Source organism: Streptomyces sp. NPDC058955, assembly GCF_042741435.1.
Lineage (GTDB): Bacteria > Actinomycetota > Actinomycetes > Streptomycetales > Streptomycetaceae > Streptomyces.
The window spans coordinates 22840-38549 of record NZ_JBHYKM010000015.1 but is presented as its reverse complement, the minus strand read 5'-3'; the positions used below and the strand labels follow the sequence as shown (position 1 = coordinate 38549).

The 15710-nt window shown below is 74.2% G+C and carries 13 protein-coding genes; 5 read left to right on the top strand and 8 right to left on the bottom strand.

What is annotated here, in order from left to right; genetic code table 11:
- Positions 1-30: 30 nt before the first annotated feature.
- From ACFW1I_RS09180 to ACFW1I_RS09165, 4 genes are all read right to left on the bottom strand, one after another.
- Positions 31-1479: an aminopeptidase gene (locus ACFW1I_RS09180; RefSeq protein ID WP_384667823.1), complete on the bottom strand. Its 1449-nt coding sequence runs from the start codon at positions 1477-1479 to the stop codon at positions 31-33.
- An 86-nt stretch (positions 1480-1565) separates the two neighbouring features.
- On the bottom strand, positions 1566-1895 hold the full coding sequence (locus ACFW1I_RS09175; RefSeq protein WP_384667929.1) for a hypothetical protein: 330 nt from the start codon (positions 1893-1895) through the stop codon (positions 1566-1568).
- Positions 1896-2160: 265 nt separating this feature from the next.
- Positions 2161-2571 carry a hypothetical protein gene (locus tag ACFW1I_RS09170; protein ID WP_384667821.1) on the bottom strand — a complete coding sequence of 137 codons (411 nt, stop codon included), beginning with the start codon at positions 2569-2571 and terminating at the stop codon, positions 2161-2163.
- Positions 2572-2658: 87 nt separating this feature from the next.
- Positions 2659-6405: an ABC transporter ATP-binding protein gene (locus ACFW1I_RS09165; protein ID WP_384667926.1), complete on the bottom strand. Its 3747-nt coding sequence runs from the start codon at positions 6403-6405 to the stop codon at positions 2659-2661.
- 160 nt (positions 6406-6565) lie between these two features.
- Here ACFW1I_RS09165 and ACFW1I_RS09160 point away from each other — a divergent pair, with 160 nt between their 5' ends.
- Positions 6566-6940 (top strand): hypothetical protein, encoded by a 375-nt coding sequence (locus tag ACFW1I_RS09160; protein ID WP_384667819.1) that lies wholly within the window; start codon positions 6566-6568, stop codon positions 6938-6940.
- A gap of 10 nt (positions 6941-6950) precedes the next feature.
- On the opposite strand, the gene ACFW1I_RS09155 is transcribed toward ACFW1I_RS09160, so the two are convergent.
- From ACFW1I_RS09155 to speB, 3 genes are all read right to left on the bottom strand, one after another.
- Entirely contained in the window at positions 6951-7274 is a 324-nt protein-coding gene (locus ACFW1I_RS09155; protein WP_384667817.1) for a hypothetical protein, read from the bottom strand.
- A gap of 90 nt (positions 7275-7364) precedes the next feature.
- Positions 7365-9047 carry a thiamine pyrophosphate-binding protein gene (locus ACFW1I_RS09150; protein WP_384667814.1) on the bottom strand — a complete coding sequence of 561 codons (1683 nt, stop codon included), beginning with the start codon at positions 9045-9047 and terminating at the stop codon, positions 7365-7367.
- Between the two features lie 76 nt (positions 9048-9123).
- Positions 9124-10092 carry an agmatinase gene (gene speB, locus ACFW1I_RS09145; RefSeq protein WP_384667812.1) on the bottom strand — a complete coding sequence of 323 codons (969 nt, stop codon included), beginning with the start codon at positions 10090-10092 and terminating at the stop codon, positions 9124-9126.
- Positions 10093-10210: 118 nt separating this feature from the next.
- Here speB and ACFW1I_RS09140 point away from each other — a divergent pair, with 118 nt between their 5' ends.
- Positions 10211-11635 carry a helix-turn-helix domain-containing protein gene (locus tag ACFW1I_RS09140; RefSeq protein ID WP_384667810.1) on the top strand — a complete coding sequence of 475 codons (1425 nt, stop codon included), beginning with the start codon at positions 10211-10213 and terminating at the stop codon, positions 11633-11635.
- Here ACFW1I_RS09140 and ACFW1I_RS09135 read toward each other — a convergent pair.
- Entirely contained in the window at positions 11629-12234 is a 606-nt protein-coding gene (locus tag ACFW1I_RS09135) for a hypothetical protein (RefSeq protein WP_384667808.1), read from the bottom strand. The two genes, ACFW1I_RS09140 and ACFW1I_RS09135, sit on opposite strands and share 7 nt — an antisense overlap.
- A 164-nt stretch (positions 12235-12398) precedes the next feature.
- Between ACFW1I_RS09135 and ACFW1I_RS09130 the strand changes: the two genes are divergently transcribed.
- The 3 genes from ACFW1I_RS09130 to ACFW1I_RS09120 all read left to right on the top strand — a co-directional run bounded on the left by ACFW1I_RS09130 (position 12399) and on the right by ACFW1I_RS09120 (position 15707).
- The gene (locus ACFW1I_RS09130; RefSeq protein ID WP_384667806.1) at positions 12399-13604 is read left to right on the top strand and encodes a helix-turn-helix domain-containing protein; all 1206 of its coding nucleotides are present in this window, start codon (positions 12399-12401) and stop codon (positions 13602-13604) included.
- 75 nt (positions 13605-13679) lie between these two features.
- A complete protein-coding gene (locus tag ACFW1I_RS09125) occupies positions 13680-14837 on the top strand; it encodes an acyl-CoA dehydrogenase family protein (protein ID WP_384667803.1) in 1158 nt (385 codons plus the stop codon).
- The gene (locus tag ACFW1I_RS09120; protein WP_384667802.1) at positions 14838-15707 is read left to right on the top strand and encodes an acyl-CoA thioesterase; all 870 of its coding nucleotides are present in this window, start codon (positions 14838-14840) and stop codon (positions 15705-15707) included. It begins immediately after the preceding gene.
- Positions 15708-15710 lie beyond the last annotated feature (3 nt).

Sequence of the window (15710 nt, the reverse complement as noted above, 5' to 3'; positions counted from 1 at the left end):
GCCCCGCGAGGAGCCGCACCCGCCCGAGGGTCACGGCCGCAGGCCGTGCTCCCGGGTCACGTCCTCGTCCACCGGCCGGTCGAGGCGGGCGTCGAAGCCGGCCAGCGGCCGGGCGGCCGCGACGGCGGGGGCGTCGACCCCGGCCCAGGCCAGGATGCGGGCGGTGGCCTTCTCCCGCTCGGCGTCGACGAGTCCGGCGACGTTGGCGCCGTGGTTGCCGCCGGGCGCGTAGTAGACGTAGCTGTCGCGGGCGCCCTTGTCGACGCGGAACGGCTCGGCGCCCCACGGGTCGTTCTCGCCGTAGACGAAGAGCATCCGGTTCGCGTTCTTGCGGACCCAGTCGTCGACGTCCCGCATGACCCACGGCTTGAACTTCATCGGGATCTCGCGCGGCACGAAGTTCGAGGCCGGCTGGTAGCCGTAGCGGTTCAGGCCGTCGAGGTGCGGCTGCTTGATGGTGGGCGAGCCGAGTTCGGTGGCCGCCTGGTAGTAGTACGGGGTGTAGTACTCCAGGCCCTGGTCGGAGTAGGCGGACCAGCCGGCGTACGCGTCGATCGTCTCGTAGACGGTGTCGTCGCTCGCGGTCTTCGCGTCCGGGATCGTGTCGCAGACGTCCTCGCCGTAGTACTGCCAGAAGCCCCAGACGAAGTCGAGGACGGTCGCCTCCCACGCCTTGTCGAGCGAGCCGACGGTGTTGAAGGTGGCGCCCTCGGTCTCGGCCCACGCCTTGAACTTCTCCTGGAGCGGGGCGCGGCGCAGCAGGGCCTCGCGCTGCATGGAGTTCAGGCGGTCGCGGCACTCCTTGGTGCCGACGTTCGCGAAGAACCGGTCGTAGGCCGAGTCCTCCTTGTTCACCACGTCGTTGGGGGCCACGTAGGCGACGACGCCGTCCATGTCGCGCGGGTAGAAGCGCTCGTAGTAGGTGGCGGTCATGCCGCCCTTGGAGCCGCCGGTGGAGAGCCAGTTCTCGCCGTAGACCTTCTTCAGCGCGGTGAAGATGCGGTGCTGGTCGCTGGCGGCCTGCCAGATGTCGAGCTTGGACCAGTCGGCGGGGGCCGGGCGGGACGGCGTGAAGAAGCGGTACTCCATGGAGACCTGGTTGCCGTCGACGATCCGGGTCGGTTCGGCCCGGCTCGGGGTGGTGCTCAGGCCGTAGCCGCTGGTGCGGAAGACGGTGGGGCGGTCGGTGCCCTTGTGGAGGACCGAGATCCGCTGCTGGAACGTTCCTGCCCAGGGGCGCTTGTGGTCGATCGGCTGCTCGTAGTTCAGGACGAAGTAGCGGTAGCCGGCGTACGGCTTCTCCTCGATCAGGCTCATCCCGGGGATCGCCAGCAGGCGGTCCTTGATGTCCTGGCTCTGCGCGTCCGCGACGGTGCTGACGGACTCCGTGTCCGCGGCGGTGGCGGTGGCCACTCCGGTGGAGCCCACGGTGCCTATGAGCACCGAAAGCGACAGCATCAGCCTCAGCGACTTACGCATGCACCCTCCCATGATTCACAACGGTGCCGTGAACCTAGCGGGGTGAACGTCCGGGCCGCCAGACCCGGTTGGGTCTTACCTGTGGTTCAGCACAGGATCCAGCCGGTGGCGGTGGACCGGCCGGAGACGGTCGCGGAGGCGCGGACGCAGCGGTTCAGCGCGTGCACGGTCACCGGACCGGCCTGCCGGCCCCAGCGTCCGCTCACCACGGCGGCCCGGCCGCCGCGCGGCTGGAGGGTGACCTTCATGGGCCGGGGCGCGCCGGGCCGTTTGGCGAGGACCAGCGCGCAGGCGTAGTGGCGGGTCCGGTAGAGGCGCAGCTCGCCGGTGGCGAAGGAGACGGTGCGGGTCGGCCGCCCCTGGCAGACGGAGACCGCGTCGGCGGTGCCGGCGCCGGGCCCGGCGAGCGTCAGCAGGCCGGCCGCGAGGGCGAGGACGAGGCCGTACGCGAGGGGGTGGAGGCGGGTGCGGGCGAGGAGGCCGCGGACGGACGCGCGCGTGCGGGACCCCGGGGCGTACGCGCGCGCGTGGGCGACGGCTCGCCGGGCGTACGCGCGCGTGCGCCCGGTGGACGGTCGGACCGATGTGCCTCCGGACATGCCCGTTCCTCCCCCGCTCCACCTGTTGCCGTACACGCTTACGACGTCTCCGACGCCCGTACGGTTGCCCTCGTGCGCCGGTTCAGCCGGTGAAGTAGCCCATGACGAGGCCGAGGAAGACGAGCTCGGCGCCGATCAGCGTCCACAGCGCGGCCCAGCGGGCCCGGGTGGGCGGGGCGCCGTCCGGGACGGTGAGCGCCCTGATCCAGGCGCCGCCCGCGACGACCAGGGTGGTCACGTACAGCCAGCCCGGGATCTCGCCGCAGGTCCCCCGCATCACGCACCGCGTGCCCGCCTCGGAGGAGAGGGCGAGCACCACGCCGAGGAGCAGCGCGGGCAGGAACAGCAGCCCGGCCCAGAGCGCCGCGCGGCGCAGCACCCGGGCTTCCAGGTAGGGGATCCGAGCGGGCGCCGGCTCCGCGGCCGAGGCGGCGGCGGGGGTGTCGGGCGGGGGAGCCGGGGCGGGGGCGTTCGGGCCGCCGGTGTCGTTCATGGCACCGATGCAACCCGTGCCGCCCGGACCCTGTCATGAGCCCCCGTACTCACCCGCGTACTCAGATCGCGTCCTCAGATCGCGTCCTCAGATCGCGGCCGGTTCCTCCTCGGGCTCCGCCTCCGGGTCGGCCTCGCCGATGAAGGTGCGCCAGAGGGCGGCGTAGCGGCCGTCCCGGGCGAGGAGTTCGTCGTGGCTGCCGTCCTCGGCGACCCGGCCGTGGTCCATGACGACCACCCGGTCCGCGCGGGCCGCCGTGGTGAGGCGGTGGGCGACGATCAGCGTGGTGCGGCGGCCGGCGAGCCGCTCGGTGGCGGCGTTCACCTGCGCCTCGGTGGCCAGGTCCAGGGCGGCCGTGGCCTCGTCGAGGAGGAGGATGTCCGGGTCCACCAGCTCGGCCCGGGCCAGGGCGATCAGCTGCCGCTGGCCCGCCGAGAGGTTCCGGCCGCGTTCGGCGACCTCGTGGAGGTAGCCGCCGTCGAGGGTGGCGATCATGTCGTGGGCGCCGGACGCGCGGGCCGCCGCCTCCACCTCGGCGTCGGTGGCGCCGGGCCGCCCGTAGGCGATGGCGTCGCGGATCGTGCCGGCGAAGAGGTACGCCTCCTGGGGGACGACGCCGAGCCGGTGCCGGTACGAGGTGAGGTCGAGGTCCCGCAGGTCCGCGCCGTCCGCGGTGACCCGGCCCGAGGTCGGGTCGTAGAAGCGGGCGACCAGCTTGACCAAGGTGGACTTTCCGGCGCCGGTCTCGCCGACGAAGGCGACCGTCTGCCCGGCGGGGATCCGCAGGTCGATCCCGCTGAGGGCCGCCTCCTCGGTGCCGTAGGCGAAGGAGACGTCCTCGAAGGCGAGGTCGCCGCGCAGCGACAGCACCTCGCGGGGCTCGGCGGCGGCGGCCGTCGACGTCGGCTCCTGGAGCAGTTCCTGCATCCGGCCGAGGGAGACGGCGGCCTGCTGGTAGCCGTCGAAGACCTGGGAGAGCTGCTGGACGGGGGCGAAGAAGAGGTCGATGTAGAGGAGGTAGGCGACGAGGGCGCCGGTGGTGAGGGTGCCGGCCTCGATCCGGTTCGCGCCGACGATCATGACGGCCGCGGCGGCGGCCGAGGACAGCAGGGTGACGAACGGGAAGTAGACCGAGATCAGCCACTGGCCGCGCACGCGCGCGTCCCGGTAGGCGTCGCCGCGCTCGGCGAACCGGGCGGCGCCCGACCGCTCGCGGCCGAAGGCCTGCACGATCCGCAGACCGGCGACGGACTCCTGGAGGTCGGCGTTGACGACGCTGATCCGCTCGCGGGCCAGCTCGTACGCCTTCACGCTGGAGCGGCGGAAGTAGTACGTGGCGACGGCGAGGACCGGCAGGGTCACGAAGACGACCAGGGCCAGCTGGACGTCGAGGACGAGCAGCGCCGCCATGATCCCGAAGAAGGTGACGACCGAGACGAAGGCGGTGACCAGGCCGGTCTGGAGGAAGGTCGACATGGCGTCGACGTCCGTCGTCATCCGGGTCATGATCCGGCCGGTGAGCTCGCGCTCGTAGTAGTCCAGGCCGAGCCGCTGGAGCTGGGCGAAGATCTTCAGGCGGAGCGCGTACAGCACCCGCTCGCCGGTGCGGCCGGTCATCCGGGTCTCGGCGGTCTGCGCGACCCACTGGACGAGGACGGTGACCAGCGCGAGCGCGGAGGCGGCCCAGACGGCGCCGATCGCCAGCCGGTTCACGCCCTCGTCGATGCCGTGCCGGATCAGGACCGGCAGGAGCAGGCCCGCGCCCGCGTCGAGGGCGACCAGGCCGAGGCTGATGAGGAGCGGCGCGCCGAAGCCGCGCAGCAGCCGGCGGAGCCCGTAGCTCGCCTCCGGCTGGACGGCCCGGGCCTCGTCGACGTCCGGGGTGTCGGCGGCCGGCGGCAGCGCGGCGACGGCGGCGAGCAGCTCGGGGGTGGCCCCGGCCGCCTTGGCGTCGCGGTCGGGGGTCTCGTCCCGCACCCACAGGGTGGGGGTGATGCCGCGCTCGGCGTCGAACTCGGCGTCCAGCTCGGCCCGCAGGCCGTCGTCCTCCGCGGCGCCGGTCCCGGCCGCCGGGACGTGCCCGGGCGAGACGCCGCCCAGCTCGTCGGGGTCGGTGAGGAGCCGGCGGTAGAGCGCGGAGCGCTCCTCCAGCTCCTCGTGGGTGCCGAGGTCGGCGAGCCGGCCGCCGTCGAGGACGGCGATCCGGTCGGCGAGGCCGAGGGTGGAGCGGCGGTGGGCGATGAGGAGGGTCGTCCGGCCCGCCATGACGGCCTTCAGCGCCTCGTGGATCTCGTGCTCCACCTTGGCGTCGACGGCGGAGGTGGCGTCGTCGAGGACGAGGAGGCGGGGGTCGGTGAGGATCGCGCGGGCGAGCGCGATGCGCTGGCGCTGGCCGCCGGAGAGGGTGAGGCCGTGCTCGCCGACCTTGGTGGCGTAGCCGTCCGGCAGCTCGGCGATGAAGCGGTCCGCGCGGGCGGCCCGGGCGGCGGCCTCGATCTGCTCGTCGGTGGCGTCGGGGACCCCGTACGCGATGTTGGCGCGGACGGTGTCGGAGAAGAGGAAGGAGTCCTCGGGGACGAGGCCGATCGCGGCCCGCAGCGACTCCAGGGTCAGCTCGCGGACGTCGTGGCCGCCGACGAGGACGGCGCCGCGGTCGACGTCGTAGAAGCGGGGCAGCAGGAGGGAGACGGTCGACTTGCCGGATCCCGAGGAGCCGACGAGGGCGACGGTCTCGCCGGCCCGCAGCTCCAGCGAGAACCCGTCGAGGACGGGCTTGCCGCCGCCGTCCCCGTCGCCGTAGCCGAAGGTGACGCCGTCGAACTCGACGGTGGCCGGGGCGTCGGCGGGCAGCTCCTTCGTGCCGTCCTCGATGGCCGGCTCGGTGTCGATCAGCTCGACGACCCGCTCCACGCCCGCGCGTGCCTGCTGGCCGACGGTGAGGACCATGGCGAGCATCCGGACCGGGCCGACCAGGGAGGCCAGGTAGGAGGAGAAGGCGACGAAGGTGCCGAGGGTGATCTGGCCCTTGTAGGCGAGCCAGCCGCCGAGCGCGAGGACGGCGACCTGGCCGAGGGCGGGGACGGCCTGGAGGGCGGGGGTGTAGAGGGAGTTCAGCCGGATGGTCCGCAGCCGGGCGGCGAACAGCTTCCGCCCCGCCTCGCGGATCTTCCCGGTCTCCTGCTCCTCCTGCCCGAAGCCCTTCACGACCCGGACGCCGGTGACGGCCCCGTCGACGACGCCGGCCACCCCGGCGGCCTCCTGCTGGGCGGCCCAGGTGGCCGGGTGGAGCCGGGTGCGGCTGCGCTTGGCGATCCACCACAGGGCGGGGGCGACGGCGAGGGCGACGAGGGTCAGCGGGATCGACAGCCAGGCCATCACGGCCAGCGAGATCAGGAACAGCAGGACGTTCCCGATGGTCATCGGGAGCATGAAGAGCAGGCCCTGGATCAGCTGGAGGTCGCTGGTGGCCCGCCCGACGACCTGCCCGGTGGACAGCTCGTCCTGCCGCCGCCCGTCGAGCCGCAGGATCGTCCCGTACATGTCGTCCCGGAGGTCCCGCTGCACGTCGAGCGCGAGGCGCCCGCCGTAGTAGCGCCGGATGTACGTCAGGACGTAGACGAGCACGGCGGCGCCGAGCAGCAGCCCGGTCCACACGGCCAGGGACCGGTTCCCGGTCCCGATCACGTCGTCGATGATCACCTTGGTGATGAGCGGCACGAGCGCGAGCAGCGCCATGCCGGCCAGCGACGAGCCGAGCGCGAGCACCACGTCCGCCTTGTACCGCCAGGCGTACGACCACAGCCGCCGCGCCCACCCCTGCTCCCGCTCCACCACCACGTGGCGCCTCCCGTCCGTCCTGGTCTGCCGCAAGGCGACAACGTGCCCGACGTGCGTTTTCATCCCGCCGCAACAAATCCCGGCCGGAAGTCCTAGGACCTCCGGCTCCTGGGTAGGAAGGCGGGGAACGCTGTCGTGCGACGGGAAGGGGACGTCCGTGGGACGGGTCGAGGACGGGACGCCGTACCGGTGGGGTGGGCTGTTCGCCGCGCTGGTGGCCCTGCGGTCGCTCGCGAAGGACGGGCGGATCGAGGAGGCGCCGGCGCGAGTGGTGACCGCCACCACGTCCAACCCCTACAACGACTGCCGGGGCCTGCTGCGGGAGATCGGGCACCCGCTGTTCGACGCGCGGGAGCGGGGCGGGAGCGCCGCCGACGCGGCCGTCGTGATCATGGGCGACATAGCGCGGCTGATACCCGCCGGGCGCGAGGGCCGGGGCACGCTGACGAAGGCGCAGGCGGAGGAGTTCGTCCAGGGCTACGAGGCCCGGTTCGCCGAGTACCGGAAGGCGTGGGGGTCCCTGACGGGGTGAGGGCGGCGGGTCACCAGGGCCACGGGCAGCCACAGGAGAGGGCGAGCGCGGCCAGGGTCAGGAGGGTGCCGGAGACGGCGACGGCTGCGGCGGTGAGCCGACCCTTGCGGCGACGTTCCGGAGCACGCAGGAGCTCCACGGTCCCGTATCCGGAGAAGGCCACGAACAGCCCGGCCGCGGTGAGGGTGCCGGCCGGGCTCACGGCGTACCCCACGAGGGCGAGGGTCGCGACGCCGAAGAGGACCGCCCCGACCAGCGCGCACACCAGCAGCTCCAGCACGACCTCCCCGACCAGTTCGCGGACGAACTCGCCGATCCCCCGCAGCACGCGCATTCCCGCCCCCGTGTCTCCCTGGCGGCCCGGGCGGGCCGTCGGGGGAAGGGACCCGCCGGGGGGCCGAAAGGTTGCACCGAACGGCGTCGGTCAGAGGTGCGTCGGTTCGAACATCCTCAGGAGGGCCGGGAGGACCACCACCGAGGGGCCGGGGGTGGCCAGGGACTTCGCGAGGTCCGCGGCGAGGGTGTCGGGGGTGGTGCGGAGCGCCGGGACGCCGAAGGACTCCGCCAGGGCCACGAAGTCGGGGCGGGCCAGCTCCGTGCCGGTGGTCGCGCCGTACGCGTCCGTCATGTACTCGCGCAGGATGCCGTAGCCGCCGTCGTCGACGATCAGCCAGGTGACGTCGAAGCCGTACTGGCGCGCCGTCGCCAGCTCCGCGATCGAGTACATCGCGCCGCCGTCGCCGGAGACCGCGAGGACCGGAGTCGTCGGGTCCGCGGCCGCCGCGCCGAGGGCGGCCGGGTAGGCGTAGCCGAGGCCGCCGGCGCCCTGGGCGGAGTGCATCGTGTTGGGGTGCCGGGCGTCGAAGGCCGACCAGGCCCAGTAGGACAGGATCGTCATGTCCCAGAAGCTGGGCGCCCGGGACGGGAGCGCCTCGCGGACCGCGGCCACCAGCCGGTGTTCGAGGTCCAGGTCCTGGGCGGCCAGGCGGGTGCGGATCCTCGACAGGACCTCGCCGACCCGGGCCGGGGCCGTCGCGTCCGTGCGGGGCTCCGTCGTCTCCAGGAGCGCCTGGAGCGCGAGCCGCGCGTCCGCGTGGATGCCGAGCGCCGGGTGGTTGGCCTCCAGCTTCCCCGCGTCCGCCTCGATCTGGATCACCCGGCCGCGCGGGGCGAAGGTGTGGTAGTTCGAGGACAGCTCGCCGAGGCCGGAGCCGACGACGAGGAGGACGTCGGCGTCCTCCAGGAAGTCGGTGGTGTGCCGGTCCTCCAGCCACGACTGGAGGGAGAGCGGGTGCTTCCACGGGAACGCGCCCTTGCCGCCGAAGGTGGTCACCACCGGCGCGTCCAGCCGCTCCGCGAGCGCCCGCAGCTTGCCGGAGGCGTCCGAGCGGACGACCCCGCCGCCGGCGATGATCGCCGGGCGTTCGGCCGTCGACAGCAGGTGGGCGGCGACCGCCGTCAGCTCCGGGCGCGGGACGACGTCCTCGGGCGTCGCGTCCATCGCCGTGACGACGGGCAGCGTCGTCTCCGCGGTGAGCACGTCCTGCGGGATCTCGACCCAGACGGGGCCGTGCGGGGCGGTGAGCGCCGACTCCCAGGCCGCCGCGATCGCGGACGGGATCTGGGAGTGCGTGCGGACCGTATGGACGGACTTCACGACGTCCCGGAAGCTGGCCTGCTGGTCGCGCAGCTCGTGCAGATGGCCGTGCCGGCCGCCGCCGAGCCCGGCGACCGGGACCTGGCTGGCGATGGCCAGGACGGGCGCGGAGGCCGCGGCGGCCTCCTGGAGCGCGGCCAGCGACATGAGCGCGCCGGGGCCGGTGGAGAGCAGCAGCGGGGCGGCCTCGCCGGTGACGCGGCCGTAGGCGTCGGCGGCGAAGCCCGCGTTGTTCTCGACGCGGAGGCCGACGTAGTGGAGGGAGGAGCGGCGCAGCGCGTCGAACATGCCGAGGGCGTGCTGGCCGGGGAGACCGAAGACGGTGCTCGCGCCGAGGCCGGTGAGGGTCTCGATGACGAGGTCGCCGCCGGTGCGGCCGGGCGGCGGGGCGAGGGCGGCCTCCGTCTGCGCGGGCGTGGGGCGCAGGACCAGGTCGTGGTCGTGGGTCATGGGCCGGTTCCTCCGGGCGTGGTCGGTCTCGTACGCGACGGGTGCCCGGCCCCGCCGGGCCGGGCACCCCCGGGAATTATCGGTTCGCCGCGATCTGGCGGCTCATGATCGTGGTCAGTTCGTACGCCGTGTGCGAGGCGGCGACCGCGGTGATCTCCGCGTGGTCGTACGCCGGGGCGACCTCGACGACGTCCGCGGAGACCAGGTTGCAGGAGGAGAGGCCGCGGAGGATCTCCAGGAGCTCGCGGGAGGTCATGCCGCCCGCCTCGGGGGTGCCGGTGCCGGGGGCGTGGGCCGGGTCGAGGCAGTCGATGTCGATGGAGATGTACAGCGGGCGGTCGCCGATGCGCTGGCGGAGCTGGTCGGCGACCTCGTCGGCGCCGCGGCGGTAGATGTCCGCCGACGTGACGATGCCGAAGCCCATCTTCTCGTCGTCGGTCAGGTCCTGCTTGCCGTAGAGCGGGCCGCGGGTGCCGACGTGCGACAGGGCCTCGGTGTCGAGGATGCCCTCCTCGACGGCGCGGCGGAACGGGGTGCCGTGGGTGTACTCGGCGCCGAAGTAGGTGTCCCAGGTGTCCAGGTGGGCGTCGAAGTGGAGCAGGGCGACCGGGCCGTGCTTCTTGGCGACCGAGCGGAGCAGCGGGAGGGCGATGGTGTGGTCGCCGCCGAGGGTCATCATGCGGGCGCCGGTGCCGAGGAGCTCGTCGGCGGCGGCCTCGATGGTCTCGACGGCCTCGTTGATGTTGAACGGGTTGACGGCGATGTCGCCGCCGTCGGCGACCTGCGCGAGGGCGAACGGGGAGGCGTCCTGCGCCGGGTTGTACGGGCGCAGCAGGCGGGAGGCCTCGCGGATGGCGTTGCCGCCGAAGCGGGCGCCGGGGCGGTAGGAGACGCCGGAGTCGAAGGGGACGCCGACCACGGCGATGTCGGCGGTGCCGACCTCGTCGAGCCGCGGCAGCCGGGCGAACGTCGCGGGACCGGCGTACCGCGGGACGCGGGACGAGTCGATCGGGCCGCGCGGGGTGTTCTGGTCGCTGCTGCTCATGGGGGGTGCCTCCTGGCTGTCGTCGGGGTCCGGCTCGACGGTAAGTCGCCCGAAAGCCACATTGAAGTGTACGTTTCCTCCACTGTCGGGGCGGGAGATGTACGGAAGGACCATGCCCATGGCGCGCATCGATCCGGACTCCACCCCTCCGGCGCCGCCGGTGCCGCTCGCGGCGCTGCTGGCCCGCCGGGAGCTGGGGCTGCGGCTGCTGACCGGCACGGACGAGGTGGCGCTGCACGGGGTGCACACCTCGGAGATGGCCGACCCGTATCCGTATCTGCTCGGCGGCGAGCTGCTGCTGACGGCGGGGGTGCAGCTGGCGGATCCGGCGCGGTTCGTCGAGCGGGTGGTGGAGGCGGGGGCGGCGGCGCTCGGTTTCGGGGTGACGCCGGTGTACGACACGGTGCCGGCGGAGCTGGTCGAGGCGTGCGTCCGGCACGGGCTCCCGCTGGTGGAGGTGGAGCCCGGGACGCCGTTCGCGGCGGTGGCGCGGGCGCTGTGGCGGCTGATGGCGGAGGCCAGGCTGTCGGAGCTGCGCCGGGTGACGGAGGCGCAGCAGTCCCTGGCGACGGCCGCGGCCCGTCCGGCGCCGGTCCCGGCCGTCCTGCACGCGCTGGCCTCCCGGCTCGGCGGCCGGGCGGTGCTGTACGGCGGGGACGGCACGGAGCGGGCGGCGGCGGGCCGGGAGGTTCCGGCGGCGGCCGCCGGGGCGCTCGCCGAGCTGGCGGGCCTGGTGGCGCCCGGTCCCGGGCCCGCGTCGGCGAGCGGCGAGGAAGCGGGGCTGCGGCTCGCCGCGTACGCCCTCGGCGGCGGTGACAGGCTCGCCCTCGGCGTGGCGACGGAGCGCCGCGACCCCGGCGACCACACGGTCGCCGGGGTGGCGGTGGTGCTGCTCTCGCTGCTGACCGCACCGCACCGGGCGACCGACGCGGCGGTGCGGGACGGGGTGCTGACCCGGCTGCTGCTGGGCGCCCCGGCGGCGGAGGCGGCGGCCGCCCTCTCCCCCGGCCCGTGGACGGTGGTGCACGCCCGGGGCGGCGACGGCACCCCGTTCGCGGCGGCCGGCCTGGCGGCGGCGCTGGGCACGGACCTGGTCGACGCGGGCCCGCCGGTACGGCTCCTGCTGCCGCCGGACGCGCCCGTGACGGCCCCGCCCGGCTGGACCCTCGGCGTCTCCGCACCGGCCGGGCCGTCCGCCCTCCCGGCGGCCGACGCGCAGGCGGGCCGGGCGCTGCGGCGGGCGGAGGCGACCCGGTCGGCCCTGGTCCGCCACCGCGCGAACGGCCTCGCCGGTCTGGTCGACCCGGCGGAGGCCGCCGCCCACGCGCGCGTGCTCCTCGCTCCCCTCGGCGAGGCGCAGGCGGAGACGCTGCGCACCTGGCTGTCCCTGCACGGCAGCTGGGACCGCACGGCCGCCGCGCTGGGCGTCCACCGCAACACGGTCCGGCAGCGGATCGCCCGCTGCGCGGTCCTCCTCGACCGCGACCTGGACGATCCGGACGTGCGGATGGAGCTGTGGTTCGCGCTCGGCCGGGCTCAGTAGAGCTTGTTGACGGCGGTCTTCGTCGTCGTGCGGAAGCCGGTCAGCGGGGCGTCGGCGAGGTCGCCCATCTGGCCCCAGCGGACGAAGGTGACGGTGCGGCCGTCGCGGCCGACGGAGAAGAGGTGGATGTCGGTGTTGCCGATCTGCGGGTCGTCGGTGTCCAGGCTGTAGACCCAGGCGCCCTCCTCGACGGCGAGCTTGCCCTGGTAGGCGCTGACGGCGTTCAGGCCCGGGTTCTGCTGCTCCAGGCGGGTGCCGCAGCCGGCGAGCGAGGTGCGGAGGGTGTCGACCAGCTTCACGGCGTCGGCCTCGGTGCGGGCGACGGTGGTGATCTGGACGCCGTTGGTGTCGAGCTCGGTGCTGAACTCGCGGTAGCGGGTGTTCTGCGCCGGGATCTTGTACTCGGCGCAGAGGGCGCCGCCGTTCTCCGGCACGCCGTTGAAGACCGGGGTGGCGGTCCACGGCGTCGACGACGGCGGCATCTGGGAGGCGGAGAGGAAGGCGGGCAGGGCGGCGGCCTGCGCCGGGGCGGCGGCGAGGGCGGCGAGCCCCAGGGCGGCAGCGGCGGTGGCGGCGAGCGCGGTACGGAACCTGGTCATGGTGGTGGATCCCCCGTCGGGTCGTTCGGTCAGTGCTCCCACCAGCCTCGGGCCACCGGCCGCCGCGGGCAACGGCGCCGCGCCCACCAGCCGTCCCGGAACCATTCCACCCCTGCTGACGTGGGAAGACGTGAAGGGCGTGGGACACGGCCGAGGGGGATGGAATGCCGAAGGACGCCGCCGTCGAGGAGTTCGCGAGGCTGGTGCGCGCGCTGAAGGCGCGGGACGGGCGGAGTTACGAGGCGTTGGGCCGGCGGCTGAACGCGAGCGCGTCCACGCTCCACCGCTACTGCTCCGGCGCGACCGTCCCGGAGGAGTTCGCCGTGATCGCCCGGCTGGCCGCGCTGTGCGGGGCGGACGAGGAGGAGCGGCGCGCCCTGGAGGCCGCCTGGGCGGCGGCGGACCGGGCGCGGCGCCCGCCGGTCCCGGAGGCAGGCCGCACCGGGGGCGCTCCCGCGCCGGCCCCCGCTCCGGCTCCCGCGCCCGGGCACGCGCGCGTGCCCCCGCCGGCGCCGACCGCCACGACCGCCCCGCCGGGCGAGCCGGGCGAGCCGGCTGACGGGCCGGTGGACGCGCGGCCGGCGGCCGGGGGTGCCCCCTCGGGCCTCCCGTCCGGGGGACGGCGCCGGCGGTGGGCGTGGGTGGGCCTGGTCGGCGGGGCGCTCGCGGTCGTGGGGGCGGTGACGCTCGGAGCCGTACTCCTGCCCGGGAGGACGGAGGCTCCGGCGCCCGCGCCGTTGACGTGGACCGTCGCCTCGCACCTCTGGAGCTACGGGTGCGGGCACACCTACCTCGTGGAGCGGACGCCCCCTCCCCCGCCGGAGGCGGCCGACGCGCGGAGCTGGGCGGCGGCGCAGGGGGCGGTGCACGGCGGGGAGACGCTGGTGCGGGTGTCGGTGCAGGGGAAGGGCGCGGCGGCGGTGGTGCTCCAGGCGCTGCACGTGCGCGTGGTGGGACGCGCGGCGCCGCCGCCGTGGGCGGCGTACCGGATGGACGACGGGTGCGGCGGGGCGGTGACGCCGCGCCGTTTCGAGGTGGACCTGGACCGGCCGCGGCCGGTGGCGCGGGCGCTGGACGGCTACGACGCCTCCGGGCAGGAGGGCCGGACACTGCCCGCGGTCGCCTTCCCTTACGCGGTCACCGCCGCCGATCCGGAGGAGCTGCTGATCTCGGCGCGGACGGCGGGGTGCGACTGCCGCTGGTACCTGGAACTGGAGTGGAGCGCGGAGGGGCGGACGGGCACGGTCCGGATCGGGGACGAGGACGGGGCACCCTTTCGGACCAGCGGGGCGAAGGGGAGGCCCCTGTACGGGTACGACTCCGTGGAACGGGCCTGGATCACAGGTGAGGAGTCTGGACAGGCTGGGTGACCGCTGGGTAACTTCGAAGACGACAGACTGAGCAAGCGCTTAGACAGCAGGACCGCACACCGGAGGAGTCGCACCGTGCGCCGTACCGTATTCAACGAGGACCACGAGGCGTTCCGGGAGACCATCCGGGCCTTCATCGAGGCCGAGGTCGTCCCCGTCTACGACGAGTGGTTCGCGGCCGGCCAGGCGCCGCGCGACTTCTACTACAAGCTCGGCGAGCTGGGCATCTTCGGCATCAACGTGCCGGAGGAATTCGGCGGCGCCGGTCTCGACACCCACAAGTTCGAGGGCGTCCTCTACGAGGAGACCTCCCGCGCGGGCGTCTCCTTCGGCGGTTCCGGCGTGCACGTGCTGCTCGCCCTGCCGTACATCAAGATGCTCGCCACCGAGGACCAGAAGAAGCGCTACCTGCCGAAGTTCGTCACCGGCGAGGAGATGTGGGCCCTCGCGATGACCGAGCCGGGCACCGGCTCCGACGTCGCGGGCATGAAGACCACCGCCAAGCTCTCCGAGGACGGCACCCACTACGTCCTCAACGGCGCCAAGACCTTCATCACCGGCGGCGTCCACGCCGACCGCGTCATCGTCTGCGCCCGCACCTCCGCCCCGACGGCCGAGGACCGCCGCTTCGGCATCTCGCTCTTCGCCGTCGACACCAAGTCCGAGGGCTACTCGATCGGCCGCAAGCTCGACAAGCTCGGCCTGCGCACCTCCGACACCGCCGAGCTCGCCTTCGTCGACGTCAAGGTCCCCGTCGAGGACCTGCTCGGCGAGGAGGGCAAGGGCTTCTCCTACCTCGGCCACAACCTCGCCTCCGAGCGCTGGGGCATCGCCTTCGGCGCCTACGCCCAGGCCAAGGCCGCCGTCCGCTTCGCCCAGCAGTACGTGCAGGAGCGCACGGTCTTCGGCCAGCCGGTCGCGTCCTTCCAGAACACCAAGTTCGAGCTGGCCGCCTGCCAGGCCGAGGTGGACGCCGCCGAGGCCGTCGCCGACCGCGCCCTGGAGGCCCTGGACGCGCACGAGCTGACCCCGGCCGAGGCCGCCTCCGCCAAGCTCTTCTGCACCGAGGTCGCGCACCGCGTGATCGACCGCTGCCTCCAGCTGCACGGCGGCTACGGCTACATGAACGAGTACCCGATCGCCCGCCTGTACGCCGACAACCGCGTCAACCGCATCTACGGCGGCACCAGCGAGATCATGAAGTCGATCATCGCCAAGTCGATGGGCCTGTAAGTGCCCGAAGCGCACTCCGCGTTGGATGACCTGCTCGCCCTGCTCGACCTGGAGCGGATCGAGCAGGACATCTTCCGGGGACAGTCCCGGTCCGCGATCGTCCCCCGCGTCTTCGGCGGCCAGGTGGCCGCCCAGGCGCTGGTCGCCGCGGGCCGGACCGTCCCCGCGGACCGGCTCGCCCACTCGCTCCACGCGTACTTCCTCGTACCGGGCGACCCCGGGGCGCCGATCGTCTACGAGGTCGACCGGATCCGCGACGGCCGCTCCTTCACCACCCGCCGGGTGGTGGCCATCCAGCACGGACAGCCGATCTTCCACCTCTCCGCGTCCTTCCAGACGTACGAGGAGGGGCTCGACCACCAGGCGGAGATGCCGGCCGCGCCCGACCCGGAGTCGCTGCCGACCGCCGAGGAGATGCTGCCCCGGCACCTGCCGGAGAAGGTCGCCCGGCGGCTGATCGAGGCCCGCGCGGCGGTCGACCTGCGGTACGCCGAGGCCCCGCCGTGGGGCTCCGTCGGCGAGCCGCGCGAACCGCGCTCGCAGGTCTGGTTCCGCACCCACGGCAAGCTCTCCGACGACCCCCTGCTGCACGTCGTGCTCGCCACCTACGTCTCCGACATGACGCTGCTCGACTCGGTGCTCCTCGCCCACGGGCGGGGCGGCTGGGCCGTCGGCGACGTGGTCGGCGCCTCGCTCGACCACGCCATGTGGTTCCACCGGCCGTTCCGGGCCGACGAATGGCTCCTGTACGACCAGGAGTCGCCGTCCGCCTCCGGCGGGCGCGGCCTCGGCCAGGCCCGGATCTGGACCCAGGACGGGCGGCTCGCGATCTCCGTCATCCAGGAGGGTGTCGTTCGCGTCCCGCGCTGACGG